The sequence below is a fragment of the Paenibacillus sp. FSL H8-0280 genome (genome assembly GCF_045040665.1).
Lineage (GTDB): Bacteria > Bacillota > Bacilli > Paenibacillales > Paenibacillaceae > Paenibacillus > Paenibacillus xylanexedens_A.
On the sequence record NZ_CP150296.1, the window covers coordinates 4,145,618 to 4,168,139 of the forward strand.

2 protein-coding genes are annotated in these 22,522 nt (G+C 41.7%); both read right to left on the minus strand.

Translation table 11 applies throughout. The annotated features are described in order from the left end of the window. Positions 1-546 precede the first annotated feature (546 nt). Positions 547-10,368: an amino acid adenylation domain-containing protein gene (locus MHI12_RS18120; protein ID WP_405169952.1), complete on the minus strand. Its 9,822-nt coding sequence runs from the start codon at positions 10,366-10,368 to the stop codon at positions 547-549. A gap of 35 nt (positions 10,369-10,403) precedes the next feature. Next, positions 10,404-22,286 (minus strand): amino acid adenylation domain-containing protein, encoded by an 11,883-nt coding sequence (locus tag MHI12_RS18125; RefSeq protein ID WP_405169953.1) that lies wholly within the window; start codon positions 22,284-22,286, stop codon positions 10,404-10,406. Positions 22,287-22,522: the final 236 nt, after the last annotated feature.

The window sequence follows — 22,522 nt, forward strand, 5'->3', positions numbered from 1 at the left end:
CACTTTCTGATTACATAGATGTACTTATTATATATCGGTCAGAAGGGAGGAATTGTTAAAAGGTCGATCAAAATGTATACGGAGGATTCTTTCGTTTCCACGATTTGTTGAATGAACTTCCGCAGTTTCAACAGCTGATCTGCCTCGCTTGTGACATCACAATGTTGATCCGACCACGTAAGAATCTTTATTTCTCCATCTACAGTAATTTTCCAGCTATCATCATTAACAGAGCACTAAAAGGGGCGTCCCATAAGTCATGAGCATGACTGAGGGCACCCCTTTTTAACGTTATTTTATTCTAATGAACCTGGCACACGCTATTCACTCTGATTTGCACAGGTCTGTGGTGTAACGAATCACAGAGACGTTATTTCATCGATTGGGTCGTTTTTTAGGATCTGACACCCTGATATGATGAAATAACGTTACTGAGGTTCGTTAAAGATTGCTATTCAAGTCGATCTACCTCTTAAGACGCGTCAGATTCGTTAGCGCTTTGAGTGAGGAGAAAACTCACTTTTGGAGCGGCCCATTACTTGTCCATTAATAACTGTTCGATGTACTCAACGCAAGTTTGTTTATTTTAACTTCCGGGTTACTTACCACCTGTTGAATCATGGAAATAAAGTGTTTTTGTATCTGTTCAACGGTAGATGGATCATACACATTGGCATTGTACATCAATATGATCTTCATATTTTCATGGGGCTTGACGATCAAAGTAAAATCAAAACTATTGTGTTCTGTACCCCCAACATTGATAATCTCAAGCGGTATTTCACCTTTCTGACCCAGACTCTCCATTCGATGATCTACCGGGAAGTTCTGATATACAACAACATGGTTAATCAGAGATTGTTTTTGCTTGGTCAGATTTTGAATATCATATAACGAATACGTATCATATGCATGTGACTCCACAGCTTGTGACTGATTCCTTTTCATTAGAGATATAAATGACTCATTGGCCTGAGCCTGGATACGAACAGGAATCGCATTAATAAATAATCCAATCATGCTTTCGATCCCAGGAATGACAGGCGGTCTGCCCGATACAACACTTCCGAATACAACATCATTGCTTTCATTATATTGCTGCAACAATACACCCCAAGCAGTCTGCACTAACGTATGGAGCGTTACATGCTGCTGTTCCGCAATCTGTTTCATCTGCTCGATTAGCACATCATCCAAATAACAGTTTAGCGTTCTGGAATCCTGTCTTTCATGTTTCGGTTTGATTTTCTCTCCAGGCAATTTCGTTTGCCCTTCATAACCTTCCAGGTAATGACTCCAATACGTTATTGCACCTTGATGATCTTGCTGTTCCAGCCATTCAATGAATTGACTATAAGGTGTTAATAGAGTCACTTGAGGTTTTCTATTTTCCCGAATCGCAAAATAATTTTCAAATATCTCTTTGCTTACAAGAGACATACACCAGCCGTCCATCAAAATATGGTGAAAACTCCATATGACGCGGTATTCCTCAGGCTTTATTCGTAAAACAGACATACGTATTAGCGAATCTCGTTGTAAGTCAAATCCTCTCGCCTTGTCCTGCTCGATATACTCGTCAACATACGTTTTACGTTGCAGCTCACTTGTGCCAGCTACAACTTGATAGTGAAATTCAAATTTCTTCTCTTGATACACGATTTGAAGAGGGATATCCACGAAATCACTGTAAAAATTAGTTCTTAATATCGCATGCCTTTGCATTAATTGATCCAAACTTTGCGCAAAAGAGGTAACATCCAAATCTCCACGCATGTCAAACATAATTTGTACAAAATAAGCGCCCGAAATTGGATTCCGTTCACTTTCGTACAACATTTCCTTCTGTAATGGTGTAAGTGGGTACACATTTTCGATTCGACCGATGTGCTCGGTTTGTTCCACGATTTGATCCAATTGATCAATGGTTAATGACTTGCATGAAATATCACTTGGTGTAAGTTCGGTTTGCTCCTTCGTTACACAATGTTCAACGACTCTATTAAGACCTTCCTTATAGAGACAAGCCAATTGCTCCATCGTTTCCCGGCGATATTGTTTTGAACTATAGTTAATGGACAGCGACAACTGCCCCTCTTCAACAATGCCATTGATATTAAGTACAAATGGTCTCTTGTTGTTCTCACTTACGGATGGCCCGCTGGAATAAGGCGAGAATTTAATGCCATCTTGGCCCGAATCCTGATTCACCTGTCCCATATAGTTGAAACTAATTTCAGGATTTTTCTCTAACCTGAATGCTTCATTTCCATGTGACAAATACCTCGAAATTCCGTAACCAATGCCCTTGGTTGGGATCTGGCGCAGTCCTTCCTTGACGGTCTTAATCTTCCTTGATAAGTCAGCCCCGGACTCCATCGTAATCATAACGGGGTACATGCTCGTAAACCATCCCACTGTACGCGTAATGTCCAGCTCTGGCAGGATGTCTTCTCTACCATGCCCTTCCAGATTTACGAGGATTTCTCCCATGCCTGTCCAATCATGAACAGCCATTCCTAATGCCGTTAGCAATATATCATTAATTTCCGTATGGTACGCATGATGTGTCTGCTTTAATAATTGCTCGGTTTCCGCAGCGGTCCAATGAATGGTGATCGTTTCACTATCTTTGCCAATCGTCTCTTCACAATCCATATCTTTAGGCAGCGGGCTTAGCTGGGCCTGCTCCACACGGCTCCAGTATGGATTCTCTTGCTTCATCGCCGGGCTGTCTGCAAACGTAGACAATTGTTCTGCCCATTGTTTAAACGAGGTCGTTTTTTGGGGAAGCCGAATTTCTTCACCTCTTAAGAACTGGTCTTGCCCTGTCTGAATATCTTCATATAAAATACGCCATGATACCCCGTCTATCAACAAATGATGAATGGCAATAAGCAGGTGATCCCCTTCAGCACATTGGAACAAACCAAGTTTGATCAAAGGTCCGTGAGACAGATTCATACCACTCTGAATTTCTTTTGCTTTATTTTCAATGAACGATGCAGGATCTGCTTCTGTTTTGAGGTCAATGATTTCAAGGCTGTATAATCCATCTTCGTCTGCCCCTCGATTCCACGCTTCATATCCGCCTTCAGGCGCTTGTCGATAAAGGATGCGGAGAGCATCATGCTGTTTCACGATCTTATCCATGATGCTGTGAATGAAGCGGACATCAAATCCTTTTTCACGAAAGAACATCATTTCCTGATTGTAATGATGTGGGTCCACCATATGTTGTTCAAAGAACCAGCGCTGAACAGGTGTCAGCATCACTTGTCCCGTAACTTCCCCTTGGTCAAAAATAGTGCTCACGGATGTAACGTGTTCACTCAACTCTGCTACTGTCGGATAGGTGAAGAAATGCTTCATTTCCACTTTATACCCTGCTTGAAGCAGTCGTGAAGAAACTTGAATACATTTAATCGAATCGCCCCCGAGTTCAAAGAAATGATCTGATGTGCTAACCTTTTGAACACCAAGCACAGCTTCCCAGGCAGAGACGATCGCTTGTTCTACAGCGTTTTGTGGTGCCATATACTCGGTGCCTTTTTGCATATGTTCTTGTGGAGATGGCAATGCCTTTCGGTCAACCTTTCCATTGGATGTTAATGGTATATGCTCTAATTGAACAAAATAAGACGGGATCATATAATCCGGAATTTCATGAGATAATGCCATTCTGATTTTCTTCGCTGTCAGTGAGCTGTCGCCTTTCCAATACGCACACAACTGCTTCGAACCATCCTCATGTTCACGGGCAATAACGACTGCTTCCTGAATGGAGTCTATTTGCAAAAGTGCAGTTTCCACTTCGCCAAGCTCAATTCGGTAACCGCGGATTTTCACTTGATGATCGATTCGTCCCAGATATTCAATATTTCCATCAGGCAGCCATCTTGCTGCATCTCCTGTGCGATACATTTTCCCTTCTGTAATCCAGGGGTGATCCACAAATTTCTCTGCGGTTAAATCAGGCCGGTTCAGATAACCTCTGGCAAGGCCCTCACCTGCTACAACTAATTCTCCCTGAACACCGATCGGTTGAATGCGTTGATGTTGATCCAAAATATAGGTCTGCAACGTCGGGATTGGTTTGCCAATATTGCTCTTTCCAGCATGTATTTCAATGTCGGTTATTTCCTTATAAGTTACATGAACCGTTGTTTCGGTTATCCCATACATATTAATTAACTGGATCAATGGATATTTCAGCTTCCAATCCTTCAATAACACGGGATTGAGGGCTTCTCCTCCAAAAATCACTTTTCTTAATTTCAGATCTGCTGCATGACCTCCCAGTTCTTCCTGAAGAAGATGATAGAAGTAAGTCGGCGTTTGATTCAATATCGTCACTTGCTCGTTTTTTAACAATTGTAGAAATTGTTTGGGACTTTTTGCCGTCATTTGAGGTACGATAACCAGTTTTCCGCCATAGAGCAATGCCCCATACATTTCCCATACCGAAAAATCAAAACAAAAAGAATGGAATAATGTCCACGTATCTGATGCATTAAAATCAAACAAATTTTTACTGTTGAACAACAATCGCACCACATTTTTATGTTCAATACATGTCCCTTTTGGTTTACCTGTCGTTCCTGAAGTATAGATCACATAGGCCAAGCCTGTTGGTGCAGCAGTCATTCCCAAATCGGAATGATCTTCATGATAGGACTCAGGTTGATCCAGGCAAACGACCTCTCCTGCAAAAGAGATGCGTTCTTGCAAATGACTTTGCATTAATAATACATGTACACCCGAATCCTCAAGCATGTAGTTTATACGATCCTCCGGATATTCAGGATCAATCGGCACGTATGCGCCACCCGCTTTCAAAATCGCAAGGATTCCTACAACCATGTCTAGCGAACGATCAGCGATGATCCCGATTAACTGATCATTTTGAATACCTTTGGCCTTCAGCGTTCTTGCCAATTGGTTGGCTTTCTCGTTCAGCCCTTGATAGGTCAAATGTTGATCCTCAAATACAACCGCAACGTGTGCAGGAGTCCTTGCCGCCTGTTCCTCAAACAGTCCATGAATCGTTTTGTCCATTGGATATTCAGCCATAGAATCATTAAATTGTTCCAAAATTTGTGTTTTCTCCTGTGTTGTAGTCAAGTCAATGTCATGGATCGGAATATTCGGATTGTTGACCACTTGCTTCAACATCTGAATCAAATGACCTTGAATGCGTTCTACGCTTGCCCGATCATAGACGTTAGCATTGTAATAGAACATACATTTCATGGATTGGCCTGGTTTAATAATCAGATTAAAGTCATAGTTCGTTTGTTCATCTGCTTCTATATTCGTAATCCGAAGAGCTGTCTCCTCCTGATCCCCAAACTGTTCCATAATGCCCTGTACAGGATAATTCTCGAATATCAGGATATGATCAATCAAATTTTGCTTTTGCGATGTTTCCGCTTGAATCTCGTATAACGGATACGTGTCATGTGGATGAGAAGCAACAGCATGTTCCTGATTCCGCTTCATAATCGCTGCAAATGTCTCATTACCTTGAGTCTGAATGCGTACAGGAATGGTATTGATGAATAAACCAATGATTCGCTCCACTCCAACAATCGCCGCAGGTCTGCCCGACACCACGCTTCCGAATACAACATCCTCACTGTCGTTATATATCTGTAGCAACATTCCCCATGCTGTCTGCATGAACGTATTCAGCGTCACCTGATTCTGACTGGCCACTTGTGCGATTTGTCCGGTTAATTCCTGACTAAGTGTACAAATCATATGCTCTGAATGATATTCATCACTCTTCGTAATTGAATGTTCTTTTGGCAAAGTGGTCTGCTCATCATAACCTTGCAAATAGTCACGCCAGTATTTAAGGGACTCTTCATGATCTTGGTTGTCCAGCCATTCAATATAGTGTTTATATGGAATCGTACTCTTTGTCTCCAGTTTTCGTTGTTCCTGAATTGCAAAGTATCCATCAAACAACTCCTGGATGACAAGAGACAGGCACCAGCCATCCATCAAAATATGATGATAATTCCAAATGAAACGATAGGTTTGGTCATGCGTTTGCAAGATCGAAATACGCATTAACACATCCTGAGACAGGTCGAAACCTTTTATTTTATCTGCTCTTGTATAGTCTGCCACGTATGCTTCACGATCTTTTTCATTCATCTCACGCAAATCTTCGTATATAAGCCCATTCCGTTTATGACGGTATACCACTTGCAGAGGTCCATTCTTCCATTTGCTATGAAAATTAGTTCTGAGAATCGAATTACGCTGCATCAACTGATCCAGACTCTTCGTAAAAGCTCCCACGTCTAACGGACCATGAAGATCCAGTGTGGTTTGAAGGAAATACGCTTCCGATTTTGAATGAAGCAAATGATGAAAGAACATCCCATTTTGCATCGGTGATAAAGCATATATATCTTCGATTTCACCAATGCGTTCCGATTCTTGAACAAATCCTTCTAATTCTTCAATCGTAATTCCTTTTAACGTTAGATCACTTGGTGTACATTCCGGCTTCTCTTTTGTCACACAATGCATCACTATTTCTTGCAGATGATCTCTAAAATATGTTACCACTCGCTCCATCGTTTCTTTTTGATATTGGGTGCGACTATACCGAAGGGACAACGTCAATTTGCCTTCCACAATTAAGGCATTCATATCGATAAGAACATTTCTTCTGTGATTGTCGCTTGCTGTTGCTCCGCCTGGATAGGGAGAGATCTGCATCCCACTATTCTGAAGATCCTGATCAAATTGTCCCAAATAGTTAAAACTAATTTCAGGATTTAAGGTATAGGGCGTTTCTTGCTGATGTGCACTTAAATATCGTAAAATACCATAACCAATCCCTTTTTTAGGAATTTGACGAATCATTTCTTTGTTTGTTTTGATGAAAAGAGACATATTTGAACTTGCTTCCATATCAAGTACAACCGGATACTGGCTCGTAAACCATCCGATCGTTCGTGTAATATCGAGATCCGGTAAAATTTGTTCTCTTCCATGTCCCTCCAGATTGACCAGCACTTGATCCATGCCCGTCCATTGGTGAATAGACATGCCTAATGCATGGAGCAGCAAATCGCTAATCTCCGTTTTATACGCACGATTCGCTTGTTTTAATAATTGCTCCGTTTCTGCCGCTGACCATTCCATCATGATTTCTTCACTGTCTTTTTCCAGTGCATGATCCGCTTTAAAATCTGTAGGTAACGGCTTATAGGTTGCTTTTTCAATTTCATTCCAATATGCAATCTCTTGCGTTATCGCATCACTGTTCGCATACAACTGGAGCTGTTCTGCCCATAATTGGAATGAAGCCGTTTTTTGCGGTAGTTGAATCGATTCTCCCTCACTTAATTGTTCATATCCTCTCGATAGGTCTTCAATCAAAATTCGCCATGAAACCCCGTCGATGATGAGGTGATGAATAACGATGAGTAAATGATCTCCGTCTGCACATTGAAATACGCCCAGCTTCATCAAGGGTCCACGTTCCAAAGTGAACGTGCTTTGCATTTCATTTGTCTTCTTCTCGATTTCTTGAGACGGATCTGCTAATGACTTAAAGTCCATCACTTCAAGTGTATATAAGGATTCCTTTTCCTGCCCTTCATTCCACGCTTCATACCCCCGCTCCGTATGGCGATATACCATACGAAGTGCATCATGATGCTCACTCAGTTTATCGAATACACGGCGAAGTGTGGCTTCGTGAAAACCTTCTTTCCGATACAACATCACGGACTGATTATAATGATGGGCGTCCACCTTGTATTGCTCAAAAAACCAATGCTGGATTGGAGTCAGCATCACTTTTCCAGTGATGATTCCCTGTTCTGACATGGTACTTATGGGTTGGACATAGGGAATCAAGCTTGCTATGGTTGGATTTTTAAACAGATGATCCATCTGCACCTGGTAACCTGCTTGATATAATCTTGAAGAGACTTGTATGGATTTAATTGAATCTCCACCTAGCTCGAAGAAATTATCCAAAATCCCGATGTTCTCTACCCCAAGTACCTCTTCCCAGATCGATACAAGTTGTTGTTCCACCATCGTTCGGGGTGCTTCGTACTCCATGCCCTTCAACATATGTTCTTTGGGAGTAGGCAAAGCTTTGCGATCGATTTTCCCGTTAGACGTGAGCGGCATCTGATCCAGCTGTACAAAATAGGACGGAATCATGTAGTTTGGCAGCTGCTGGGACAGCGCCTCCCGCAGTTCCCCGATCGTGATTGCATCCTCTCCTACCAGGTACACACATAATTGTTTGGTTCCCGTTTCATCTTCTCTGGCTATGACGATGGCCTCTTTTATCTGGGTACTATTTAGAAGAGCCGTCTCCACTTCACCAAGTTCAATCCGGTGTCCACGAATTTTCTCTTGATGATCTACCCTTCCTATATACTCTATGTTCCCATCGGGCAGCCATCTTGCGAAGTCACCTGTCTTGTACATTTTTGCTCCCGAAACAAATGGATCATCCACGAATTTCTCCGCAGTCAGATCTGGACGGTTCAAGTAGCCTCTGGATAGCCCTGCTCCGGCTACACATAATTCTCCCTGAACTCCAATAGGCTGCAATTCATTCCGTTCTCCTAAAATGTAGACTCTATTGTTCGCAATAGGCTTCCCGATTGAGATATTTTGATCTACCGACTTGATCGACAGAACTGTGGATACAACACTATTTTCAGTTGGACCGTATTCATTACACACTTCGATGCGTGGATTGATGCGCTGCAATTTGTGTATTAAGGCAGGAACAATCTTCTCTCCCGCAGCCACCACATTTTTCATGGATGCCCAATCTTCCGCGCTTACTTGTTCCAATAGGGTCATCAAGAAACTGGGTGGACTTTGGATGTGCGTGATTTGCTGTTTTTTGACCATCGTATTGATGGCCACAGCATCTTTACACTGTTGCTGGTTTAACAAATACACTGTCGAGCCAGATATCATCGGACCAAAGAAATGAGTAATAAATGAATCAAAAACGAAAGGATTCAGCATTAATACCCGATCATCTCCGGTAAAATGATAAAAATCGGATTTCCATTGCAGGGAATTCACAATGCTGGCATGTTCAATCATTACGCCTTTGGGATGACCTGTTGTTCCAGACGTGTAGATCATGTATGCCAAATCACTGGAGGTCGCTCCATCTACCAAATTTAAATGATCCTCATAGTGATTTATTTCAGAATCCAGAATGACACATTCCCCTGCAAAATGTTCAGGTTCCTGTATATGACTTTGATGCAGCAGCCAATCCACTTTTGAATCCTCAAGGATATAGTGAATACGGTCTGCCGGGTATTCCGGATCGATTGGAACATAAGCTGCCCCAGCTTTTAAAATCCCGAATAAACCTGTGATCATCTCAAGTGAGCGCTCTGCCATAATCCCAACGAATTCACCCACTTGCACCCCCTTTGCTTGAAGCAATCGGGCCATTTGGTTGGATTTTTGATTTAACTCTCTGTACGTTAACTGTCTATTCTCAAATACGACTGCCGGATGGTCCGGTGTTCGTTCCACCTGTTCTTCAAATAATTGATGCATCGTCTTGTTCTGTGGATACCCCACCCTTGTATCGTTAAAGTCAAATAACAGCTTGTTTCGATGAAACTCCGATAACATATCGACATGACTTAACTCCAGATCAGGTTGGTTCAGCACAACGGATAACAATTGGTCAAGATGTTCTACAACTTGGACCATATACTCTCGATCATAACGATCATCATCATAAACTAATCTTAACTGAATGGAGTCGTTCTCCAGATCAAAGTGGAACATCGTCGCCGCTTTCACATGATTTTCATCAAGGGTGAGATGAATTTCATTCAACGAAACCAAGGTATGAATTAGAGGTACATGGTTCGAATCATACTGAACATTTAAACGTTCAACCATTTTTCTGAAAGGGATTCGTTGATGCTGAATGGCTTCGGTTAAACTGGTCTTCACTTGATTAAATAAGGACTTGAATGACATCGCATGATTGATATTATTTTTTAAGACAAGAACCTTATTCGAGAGCGATAGATCATTGTTCTTTTCTTCCATCGTTGGTATGCCAATAATCATCTTGGTTTCATTCGAGTATTTATATAACAGACACTGAACTCCCGTTAATAAGATCGTATATATCGCCATAGGAGCATTTCGCGACATGGACTTGATTTTATATGAAACATCGGCTGACAAAGACTTATATATATCATTCTGGTGCTGCGTATCGTCTGGGTGTTTGGAGGTTGTCTTGCAATAAGGCAAATGAACAAGATGATCATCATCTTCAAATCGGCTTGCCCAATACGATTCCTGTTTCTTAAAAATAGACATACGGCACCCCGATCATTTTGTATTTTTAGATTATTTTAGAAATCTACTTCAATTAGATCAGCCAGCGTATCCCCATCTATTAATTCTTCAACCAATTGAATCTTGTTGATTTCAATATGAGGGTCGTTGGCAATGGATGTTAATATGACCAATAGATTTTGTGACATCGCTTCAATCGTTGTTTTCTCAAATAAAATCGTACTGTATTCAAAGGCCACTTCTAACTTGTGTTGCAATTCGGTAACATACAACGTTAAATCGAATTTGGATACTCTCGTATTTGGAGCATAAGGCTTACAGGTTACTCCATCCATCTGAATCTCTGAAGCATCTGTATTCTGCAATACAAACATGGTGTCAAACAACGGATTCCGCCGAGCATCTTTGATTACATTCACTTTCTCAATCAATTCTTCAAACGGATAATCCTGATTCTCATATGCGTTCAACATATTTTCTTTCACTTCCAGCAGATACTCCGTAAAAGTTTTATCCGCCGAAGGATAATTTCGAATAGCCAGTGTATTCACGAACATCCCCATAACCGGCTCCAGCTCGGCATGTGTCCTTCCTGCAATCGGCGTGCCCACGATGATATCTTCTTGTCCGCTGTATTTGGACAACAGAATGGTATAGGCGGCTAATAGAATCATGTATAACGTTGTTCCTGTCCGTGCTTCCATGTTTCTCAAGCCTGGAAGGATGTCTTCCTGCAAAACAATGTCCAATACATCTCCCGCATAGCTTAGCGTTTCAGGTCTTTCGTAGTCTGTTGGCAGATCCAATAGCGGGATAGTCTCATCAAACACAGTAAGCCAATACTTCTCCTGCTTTTTCATCCGCTCACTATGAAGCTGCATTTGCTGCCATTCAGCATAGTCCTTATACTGAATTCGAAGAGGAGATAGCTCCTCTCCCTTATAGAACTGGCTAAGTTCAGTCATCAGAAGATGCACGGATAGTCCGTCTGCAATGATATGGTGGAGATCTACCAGCAATACATGACGCTCCTGCTGAAGTTCAATAAGTCCCACCCTCATAAGAGGTGCTTGCCCGAGATCAAATGTGCGAACAAACTGTTCAATTCGATCTTCGATCTCTTCTTCCGTTGACTCGATCAATTCAATTCCAAAGTTAACTTTAGGGTATACGATCTGTTTCGGTTCTCCGTGTATGACTTTGAATCCAGTCCGAAGCGATTCATGACGATGAATCAATTGTTGGAATGCTTCTTCCAATCTGGTCCGATCAAGCGATCCTTCCAACATAAACATACCTGACATGTTGTACATGAGTTCCTTGCCAGCTTTGATGCTCATAATGTACATTCTCATTTGCGCCGAAGAAATAGGATAATATTCTTTTTCCTCCACTTGAGGAATGGACACTGATACTTCCTGTTCCATTTGTTCAATAGATTGAGCCATCTGTTCAATGGTCTGCCATTCAAAGACGTTTCTTACCGATATGTGGATATTCAGCTTTTGATTGATTTTGGCGGCCAGCTTGGTCGCACGTAAAGAGTTGCCTCCTACATCAAAAAAACTGTCTTTTACACTGATTTTTTTCACGGCAAGCACATCCTGCCAAATAGGCAGCAACTGTTTTTCCACCCCAGTTTGGGGTTCTATATATTCACTTCCCGTTTGTATGTTCTCTTCTGGACTCGGAAGCGATTTGCGATCGATTTTCCCGTTCGCTGTGAGAGGCATGTGATCCAATTGTATAAAGTAGGCTGGTACCATGTAATTTGGCAACACCTTAGAGAGGCTCTGTTTTAACTCTCCCACCGTCAGCGTGGAATCCGCTGTAAAGTATGCACATAACGATTTGTCCCCATGATCATCCTCATGTGCAATGACGATAACTTCTTTCACACACTTTAGATCTAACAACGCCGCTTCGACTTCTCCTACTTCGATCCGATATCCGCGAATCTTAATCTGGTGATCCATTCTTCCCAAATACTCGATATGGCCATCGGGAAGCCATCTCACCAAATCTCCCGTTTTGTACATTGTCGCTCCCTGTACATACGGATCACGCACAAATTTTTCTGCTGTCAGCTCAGGTAAATTCAAGTATCCTCTACCAACCCCATCGCCAGAGATACATAATTCCCCTACGACGCCTACAGGCTGAACTTTGCCATGTTTGTTCAATACATACAGGCGATTATTTCCTAATGTTCGACCAATCGGTAGGTGAGCTCGTTGATTCGCTGTATCCAGGTGTTCTGGAAGTACAGGGTATGTCGCAACATCCACACAACATTCTGTTGGACCGTACACATTAATTATGGTTGGAGGCGTTATATGACTGAGAGCAAATAATGATGTGATTTCATTTACACTTTGCTGAGAAAGAGCTTCACCGCCAATGAGCATGTATTTTAGCGATATGCCTTGAACGTTTTTTGCCTTCGAAAGCAATTTCAGGTGCGCAGGTGTTCCGTCCGTCAAATCAATTTGGTGGTGCTGATAATAATTCATTAAATCTTGTCCATCCAGTACCGTGTCCTTGTCTACAATAAACAAAGCATGTCCTGATAACAGTGCGCCAAAAATCTGCTTCACAGATGCATCGAAATAGTAAGGCGCAAGTAGAGCGACATGCATGCTGCTATGCTGATCATCTATAACTTGACTGTACAACGCTTTAACCAAGTGATGAACCTGACGATGTTCGATCATTACACCTTTTGGCATGCCTGTTGTGCCTGAAGTATAGATCACATAAGCCAACTGCTCGGAATCCCCGGCCGGTTCCAGATTCGAAAGATTAGCTGCATAGGTTTTTTCATCGTCCAAATCAATCATTTTTCCATTAAACGATACCAACTGCTTCAAATGCTTTTGCGTGACTAACAACGTTGCCCCCGAATCATGCAGGATATAGCGGATACGCTCTTCAGGAGAATCCGGATCAATCGGTACATACGCCCCGCCTGCTTTTAGAATGCCAAAGATGCCAACGATCATCTCAATTGAACGATCTGTCAGAATACCTACAAATTGATCCTGCTGCACTCCCTCAGCTCTCAGCGTATATGCCAACTGATTCGCCCGTTCATTCAATTGACGATACGTCCATTGCTCATTTCCAAAACTAACAGCCAATTGATCAGGTGTCCGTTCCACCTGTGCTTCGAATAACTCCTGAATGGTCTGATCCCGGGAATATTCTAAGTTGGTATCATTAAAGTCATATAAAAGAACGTTCTGCTCATGTTCAGACAGCATTTGAATATCGGACAAGGCAATATCAGGTTCGATCACAATGTCTCTGAGGATGTTGAACAGATGTGTTTTCATTCTGTCGATGGTATCCCGTTCAAACAGCTCCGTCTTGTAATTAAAGTGCATTTCCAGACACTCGTTATCATCCTCAACGATGAACATCAGATCATACAACGATACACCGACATTTAATTCTCTAACTTTAAAGCTGCAATCCTGTTCTTGCCGTTGATTCAACGCGGTATTTAAGAAGATATACATCGTATTGAAAAGTGCTGTCCCGGTTGTATCCCGATGCGTGTTTAATTTCTCTACAAGGTTGTCAAAAAGATAGTCCTGGTTATCCAATGCATCTAGGGATTGTTTTTTAATTTCCTCGAGATAGGATCGAAACGACTTATTTCCCACCGGCTGTGATCGAATTGCTACCGTCTGGATAAAGACACCTATCATATTCTCGACATCCGGATGGTTTCTTCCAGATGTTGGCGTGCCTACAATCATATCTTCTTGATCCGTATATTGATGAAGCAGCACATTATACGCTGCCAATAACACCATAAACATCGTAGTTCCCGTTTGTTTCGCAAGTTTCTCCAGCGACTGCTTCAAGTGTGCGTCCAACACAAATGACAATCTTGAACCTGCCGAAGTCAAATGAGGTGCCCGAACAAAATCAGTAGGCAGATTAAGGTTTGGGAGTTCTCCTTTGAATTGATCCAGCCAATATTTTTCTTGCTGCTTATAAGACTCCCCCGCCAGAAATTCTTTCTGCCAAGCTGCAAAGTCTTTGTATTCAACCTCAATGTCCGACATGCTTCTTCCGTCATACGCATCAATCAGTTCATTCGCAAGAATGCCAACGGAATATCCGTCCGATATAATATGATGCATCTCGATGAGAATCTCTGCATGATCATCGTTTACACGAATGAATTCGGCACGTATTAATGGCGCTTTGGAGCAATCAAATGGTTTGGCAAACGCCTTAACATGTTGTTCGAATGAAGCAGAGCTTTCCTGAGAACGTTTCACTTCAAAATCAATCGTTGGAGCAATACGCTGGTAAAGCTCTCCATCCATCAGATGGAAACTGGTGCGAAAAGCTTCGTGACGGTGCACGATTTGTTCCAATGACGAAATTAGTTTAGCTTCATCGATTTTTCCTGTGACCGTGATATGACCGCACATGTTCTGAAACACACTATTCGGCTCAAATTGATCCAGAAAGTAGATTCGCTGTTGTGCAGCTGACGTCTCATAGAACTCATTCACGTCCAATGCCTTGATTGGAATGAATGTTTCCTCGTTCTCGCCTGTAATCAGACTGGCAAGCTCTTTCAGACGTTGGTTTTGGAAGAATTGAACGATTGAAATTTTATGTTGAAACTGCTCATGTACCTTGGATAGCATTACAGTCGCCTTGAGCGAGTTACCTCCGAGATCAAAAAAGTGATCATGTCTCCCCACTTGATCGAGGGATAATACGTCCTCCCAGATCAAAGCCAGCTTTTTCTCCACGTCATTAACTGGAGGCTCGAACATGGCTGCATGATTAACGTGAGGAAGACGCTCTGTAACAAACCGAGTATACATTTCCTGTAATTGGTCCTGTTGCTCGGATGAGAACAACGTCAAAGACGAAATTTCAGCCTCTGGATGACTCACCATACGCTGCAGCAAACCTTTAAATCCTTCAGACCACAGTTTCATCATCTCAGGTCCAATGAGATCGGTATTGTAATCAAAATCCAGGTACAATTCATGACTAACATCCGTAATATTAAGAAACAAATCGTAAGAAATATGTTTAATTGGATAAGACATGAATTCAGTCTTGATATTTTCAAATTGGAGATGATGAATGGTTCTGTCCATATTGAATAAAATCCGGGTATCCGGTGCAGTCATATGAGCAAGCTGTTCGGATACGAGGGTCAATGGAACATGCTGATGCTTCATGACAAGAGCCAGCGTTTCCTTGAGCTGAAGAAGATGGTCTACAACGGATTGCTTCGTTAATAAGGCATGTTGAACAGGTACAATATTGACACAGTTGCCAATCAGCGCATTTTTTCGCATATGAGACTGACCCGCTGTAGGCACGCCGATGACAAGGTGAGACTGCCCTGTTAGTTGATGCAAATATAAATGAAACGCTGCAAACATCGTTACAAATAAACTGCTCTTATTATTGATGCTTAACGTTCGCAATGACTCTGTTAATTGATGATCCAGCTTGATGGAATATCTTTCTCCGTCATATCCCTTAGGCACATCATAGGACGATGCCGTTGGAAATGTAATGTTGGGATAGGATAAGGAAAACTGTTCTTTCCAGAACTGGACTCCTTCGGTAAATGACCCTTTTTCATGTTCAAGTCGTTGCCATCTTAAAAATTCACGGAATGGAGTGGCTTCAGGTAATTGAACCGGAACTCCTCGGACCAGAGCAGAATAGGTATGTTCCAACTCTTGAATGAATACAGCAATCGACCAGCCATCTACAACAATATGATGAAATGTCAGTACCATAAGGTATTGATCGGCTTCCTTTTTAAGCAAGGTGATTCTAAATAGAGGTTCCCCAGACTGTAAATCGAAGGCTTCATTTGCATCGGCAGATAACCAATTGGAAATTTCCCGTTCTTGATAATCACCCGCATATGCCGAGAAATCCAACCATGTACATTGAAATTCCATTACGGATCTGATTTGTTGTGTTTCACGATCAGCATGAATGACTGTTCTCAGGGCTTCATGACGGAATGCGATCTGATTCACGGCCTGATCCAGTGTGGAAGGCTTTATTCCGCCTGTCATTTTTAAAATAACACTCTGGTTTAATGCAGCATTCGCATCTTCCCCATGTAATGAAGTTAACAATAATTGTTTTTGCTCTAAAGAGAGCGGATATTCCGAAACAGGCGATTCACCAGGGATAAACCCCCACTCGCGTAGTTCATGGATCGTCTCTTTCACGATTCTGATTATCGTATCCATGTCACCCATGGAATGCACAGTCGATATAAAACAGTTACGGCCTTCCCAAATATATAAACCTTTATAAATTAAATGGTAGAAGAATAATTCCATATCTCCAAATGATATAAATCGAAATAAAGATCCATAGTTCACCATTTGCATCGGTACATTCGCTGTTTTGAAAAACGCATTTAATTCTTTAACAAGATAATCTGTTTTTTCATTTAATTCCTTATATAAAGTTCCTGCTTCGGATTGAAGATACTGCAGTACCGTTAACGTCACTCTCATCGTAAGAGGGTGTGTACAGAAGGTTCCACCGACAAACGTTTTCTTATCTGCATCGGAAGGGTAAGAATCATCACCAAAGTTCCAGGTTCCACCATCTACCGGATTCATAAATTCAGCTTTACCCGCGACTATGCCAATAGGCAGCCCGCCACCGACCACTTTCCCATACGTAACCAAATCTGCTTGAACCCCAAACCAATCCTGTGCTCCACCCAGACCAATTCTAAATCCAGTGATGACTTCATCGAAAATAAGTGCAATGCCAAACTGTTTCGTGATCTCTCTAAGTTCCCGTAAGAATTGTGTTGGCTGCATATCAGGTCTTCGACTTTGCACCGGCTCTACAAGCACAGCGGCCAATTCATCACCCAGGTTCTGAATCATATCCAGTGATTGCGGATGGTTATAATTAAGAATAATCAAATCATCCATAGCGCTTTGTACAATACCAGGAGCCATAGGCAGCGCAGACGATAAAGCATCCCCAGGATTCGCTACACCCAACACGCCGTCATGTGTACCGTGGTAAGATCCTGAAAATAATACAACTTTGGAACGCCCTGTTGCTGCCCTCGCTAAACGAAGTGCAACCATGACAGCTTCTGTTCCTGAATTATAAAATGCGACACGTTCTACACCTGTCAGCTCGGAAATTTTAGCTGCGACATCACCTGCCAAGTCTGACATAGGGCCCAATGGAGGCAATTGTTCCTGGAGGCTGTCTGCTATTATATTTTGAATAAACGCTGGATTATGGCCAAATAGATTTACACCAAATCCCATCGTCAGATCCAAATACTCATTCCCATCCATATCCCATAACTTTGCTCCCTCTGCACGCGTTGAAATAATCGGATACACCATTTCCTTCCAATACGAGCGAAATCCGGATACATTGCGATTATTCGCATGAACTAAACGTGTTTGGCCTGTTTTTAATTTGGAGCCTTTGGTTCTTGCGGTATACTTGGCTATAAATTGTTCAACATACTGGTTCTGAAGCGGTGATAATCCGCTCTCTTCATAAATTTTCAACGATTGATAGGGTATAAAAGGTTTGGCTTCCTTCGAATCCGAATTGGGTTGGATCTCTTTGGTTGGTTTGGTTTCATGATGTTTCATTTCCAAAAGCGGGGATTGAACAGCATTCATTTGCTCGCCTAACAGCACATTCAAACTTTTTAATTGGGATTCCATGAGCTGAATGGCAGACATCACAATTTGCTCCGACACATTCCCTGATAATTTTGCCGTATTTATATTGTTCACAGATGCCAGATTTTGTTGTTCAGTATGCTCCTGAACTGTTTGATTGTTTATGTTTTTAGATACATCATGATGCTTGATATTCTCTGACACATATTTAACTAAGGAATTAATATTTGTAAGGGTTTCAAAAAACATTTCCATCGGGATATCCAAACGGAACAGCTCTGAGATCTCCTTCTGAATTTGCACAAGAATGATGGAATCCAATCCCATCTGGAGAAAATGAGCTTGATGATCCAGCTCTTCCAACTTCAAACCAGATGCACGACTGATGCTTGTTTTAATCTTTAATTCAATATCGTTTGTATTCATCTCCATTTGAACCTCACTCCTCCCAGACCTATGCTCCTCTGGTATCGGCTGTTTAACTTCAATCCAACACCGTTTCTGTTCAAATGGGTATAACGGCAATGGAATTTTCGAAATGACTTCATGGTTATAAAACCTTTCCCAATCAATCACTGCCCCAAGTATAAATAACTGACCGAGTTCATTTAAAGATTCTGCCTTTCCCCGAGCATAGAGATGATCGCTAACAAGCATCTTGTCTTTTTTGGCATAACCAAAATAAACATTTGGCAGTTTACCTTCTCCGCTTGCAATTCGTTTCAATTTTTCATGTAATTCATGTGTACTCGTGACTACGATGGCAAGCCGATAATCCAGATTAGCCCTTCCCGTACTGACTGTATAACAGATTTGTTGAATGGAAACATCCGTATGATCGGTTAGATATTCATGATACGTTCTGACCAATTCATCCAGCGCCCGTTCCGTGGCAGCAGACAGAACAAATAGATTAGGCTCTTTGGACATCCTTTTATCTACTGTCTGGGAGGGAACATATTCTTCGAGGACCACATGCGCATTGGTACCACTAAAACCAAAAGAACTAACCCCGCATCGTAATGGGCCCTCTTCTTCACCAAAAGCCATTAATTCCTGATTCACATAAAAAGGTGAAGCTTCAAACTTAAGCAGGGGATTGGGCTTGTCAAAGTGAACTAATGGTGGAATCTTTCTATGTTGAAACATAAGAATAGATTTAATTAATCCAGCGATCCCCGCTGCTTCAAAGCCATGTCCAATGTTAGCTTTGGCAGATCCGATTGCACAAAATTGTTTCCGATCCGTATATTTCTCAAAAGCTTTACGCAAAGCATTGAACTCAACCGGATCACCTAATTTTGTCCCTGTTCCATGTGCTTCAATAAAGTTAAGCGTATCAGGAGAAATGCCGGCTTCTTTCCATGCCTGTTCGATCACATTGGTCTGTGACTCCGGGTTAGGTGCTGTGATTCCTACCGTCTTGCCATCCTGATTAATCGCACTCCCCTTAATCACACCATAGATATGATCCCCGTCCTTAATCGCTTGCTGCATTGGCTTCAACATGACCGACCCAACACCTTCACCAAATCCCGTGCCGTTGGCATCTTCGCTAAACGTTCTCGTCAATGCATCTGGAGATTCCATATCCAGTCCGATACTAATCGGTAATAATGCTGTTCGAATGCCTCCTGCGATTGCCATTTCGCAGTCTCCAGCGAGCAATCCTTTACATGCCATGTGAACAGCAACAAGTGAGGAGGAACAAGCGGTATCAATCGTTAAGGCCGGGCCTTTTAAATTCAAGAAATATGCAATTCTGCTCGCAAGTACAGATGGTAAATTTCCAATGATATAATTTTTGAGTTCTGCGGGGTAACTCGCCGTCACGAGCCGTTCGTAATCATATCCAACTTTGGAATACCCCACGTAGACGCCCACATTTCTTCCATTAATTCCTTCCCCTGCATAGCCAGCATCTTCAATCGTATGCCATGCCGTTTGCAAGAACATCCTTTGATTCGGGTCCATAAATTGTGCAGTTTTTGGGGTTATGCCAAAGAAAGAATAGTCGAATTGATCAATTTGATCCAAGTAACCACCCTTGATCCATTGAATTTCGCTCATTTCACTTTGCATGGATTGTATATAATCCGCTGCGTCTTTTATCCGACTTTCCGGGTAGTCCCGAATGTTATGCGTTCCATTTTCCAAAACACGCCAAAAATCGCCTGCATTTGATGCACCAGGGAGATTCAAAGACATACCGATAATTGCAATATCTTTAGATGGCGTATGATCCTCTTGAGTTTTGTTGACTTGCATGGTCTCGCTGTAGCCTCTAGCCAGATATGCTGCCAGTTCAGTTATCGAGGGATAGGTAAAGAGGTCCGTAACAGCAAGTTCTTCTCCGTATTTTTGTTCTATACGTTCAGCGATTTGGGCCAACTGTAATGAAGTTGCACCCATATCAAAATAGCTATCCTCAAGTTCAACCTTTTTCCCAACCAGCACTTCAGAAAATAGTGAAGATAATTCACGTTCTATGACTCGAACCGAAACAGCAGCCTTTTCTTTCGCCTTGTCATTGTCATTCTTGATCCAGTCATGGATGAAAGCAGATTCTGTTGAGAATTTGCCTGCTTCATACTGCTTGGCTAACTGATACCGCTGGATTTTCCCACTTGTTGTTTTGGGTAATTTTTTGATGGGCAGTACCTCTTTGACACTCCATCCTCCCTGTTTATATAGGTGTCTTTTGATTTCTTTAACAAGAGGCAGGAAGTGTTCGATCTTTTTTTTGTACACGACAAACACAATAATTTCTTCACTTTGACTATTCGAATCATACACACCACAAGCAGCAACTCTTCCAAGTTCAATATCATGTAATTGTATGGCAACACGTTCAATGTCATGGGGATATACATTTTTACCATTGATAAAGATAATGTCTTTTTCTCGCCCTGTTACAACCAGTTTTCCATTCATCATGAAACCCAGATCGCCTGTATTCACCCATCCGTCGTGCGTTAATAACTTCTCCGTTGCTAGTGAATTATTATAATAACCTTGGGTGACGTTATCCCCCTTGATTTGAATTTTTCCAATAACCAAATCGGGAACACTGTTCATTTCCTCATCGCAAATTCTAACATGGCAATAATCAACTGCCTCGCCAACGGCAACAAATGATGCCACATGTTCAGCATGTTTCTCGACTTCGATGACACGCTCCCCTAAGTTCAGATGATCCCGGTGAACGTACACCGCAGTAAATTCTTCTTCCACCTTGGGAAAGGAAACAGCAACAGAGGCCTCTGCTAATCCATATACGGTAAACATGGCTGTTTTCTTTAAGTGATATGCTGACAATACATTTAGGAATTCATCACACACTTCGGGTAATATAGGTTCCGCCCCATTATAGATGACTCTGACAGATGACAGATCCCATCCCTCCGCTTTGTCTTCGCGAAAGAAATTCAGGAAATATTTATAACCAAAGTTAGGGGAAGACAGTATGGTTGCTTTGTGTTCATTTACTTTTTTCATCCATAGAATCGGTTTGCGGATAAATAATTCCGTTGGGAGCAAGTACTGATGAATTCCTGCCACAAGGGGTACGAGATGAAATCCAATCAAACCCATATCATGGGTAAGGGGCATCCAGGAGAGAAAACTATCTTTTGAACTAATTTGTGTGCCATTAATAGCAGCACTAGCATTATAAATGAGGTTTCGATGGGTCAGCATAACGCCCTTGGGGTCGCCGGTTGATCCGGAAGAAAATTGAATAAATGCAAAGTCATCTGGCTTAGGCTCATCATATTTTACAGATTTATAATCATATACGTGGTCTTGTATCATTTCCGTTCTAGACTCTAGTTGATGATGCAAATCCAGTAATTCATGTTCTAAAGCGAACTTTATCAGTTTATCCAGTACCTTTTCAGATGCAATCATGAAGGGGTTATTCAGTAATTCCCATATACGGCATACCTTCAAGTTTTGTTCTTCATCTTCACCAATACTTACAGGTACGGGGATCATTCCACCTAGTAAACAAGCCCAGAATGCGACTAAAAAGCGTTTGTTCTCTTGGATCTGAAAAATAATCTCTTGTTTAGGTTTAATTCCGATGGCTTGTAGATAACCTAAATACCCATGTGCTTCAGTAAATAATTGATGATAAGATATAAAAGTTTCACGTTTGTCCGCATCGATAAAACGAATACCGTGGTCCGTTATTTTACCTCTGTCGCGGATCACATCCACTAATGTTTGAAACTGGCTAGTATACATATCTCTCCTCCAAATATATCTTCTCTATCATGCTTATCTAATTATTTACACATATTTCAAGCAAAATTTTACCATAGAAATATATGTAAAATCAATCAATTTATTGTTACTATATGGTAAAATATAGAGATTGAATAGCTCATTTTTTTACATATTGATGACAAAACGTCTGAATATTCAACAACTTCAGAGCGTATCCAACGACAAACAGACCACCTCATAATGAGACAGCCTGG

Coding starts and splice junctions, on each gene's coding strand:
- MHI12_RS18120 (WP_405169952.1), bottom strand. CDS start 10,368: ATGTCTATTTTTAAGAAACAGGAATCGTATTGGGCAAGCCGATTTGAA.
- MHI12_RS18125 (WP_405169953.1), bottom strand. CDS start 22,286: ATGTATACTAGCCAGTTTCAAACATTAGTGGATGTGATCCGCGACAGA.